Source organism: Mycoplana sp. MJR14 (assembly GCF_029210525.1).
Lineage (GTDB): Bacteria > Pseudomonadota > Alphaproteobacteria > Rhizobiales > Rhizobiaceae > Mycoplana.
Genome location: NZ_JARGEO010000033.1, coordinates 1 through 357, shown reverse-complemented (window position 1 = coordinate 357; position 357 = coordinate 1). Strand labels below are relative to the sequence as shown.

The 357-nt window shown below is 65.5% G+C and carries 1 protein-coding gene; it reads right to left on the bottom strand.

Translation table 11 applies throughout. The features are described 5' to 3' along the window. Positions 1-357: cadherin repeat domain-containing protein (locus P0086_RS25210; RefSeq protein ID WP_275790828.1), on the bottom strand; the 357-nt coding region annotated here is incomplete at both ends.

The following is a 357-nucleotide window of genomic DNA, read 5'->3' as shown; positions in this document are numbered from 1 at the left end:
GTCCTTCGCCGAGAACGTGCCGACCGTCGTGCCGGTCTTGCTGTTTTCCGCAACCGACGCCTTGGACAGCGCGATCGACGTCGGGTTCTCGTTGACGTTGATCACGTCGATGCCGAACGACTTGGTCGTCGTCTTGCCGCCGACGTCGGTGGCGACGACCTTCACCGAATGGCTCTTCGCCGTCTCGTAGTCGACGCCCTTGGCGAGCTGCAGCGTGTTGCCGGAGAGCTTGAAGATGCCGCCGGGGTTGGACGACAGGCTGTACGTGACCGCGCCGCCCTCCGGATCCTTCGCCGACAGCTTGCCGATCACCGTGCCCGCCTTGGCGTCCTCGGCGACGCTCGTCTTCGACAGCGC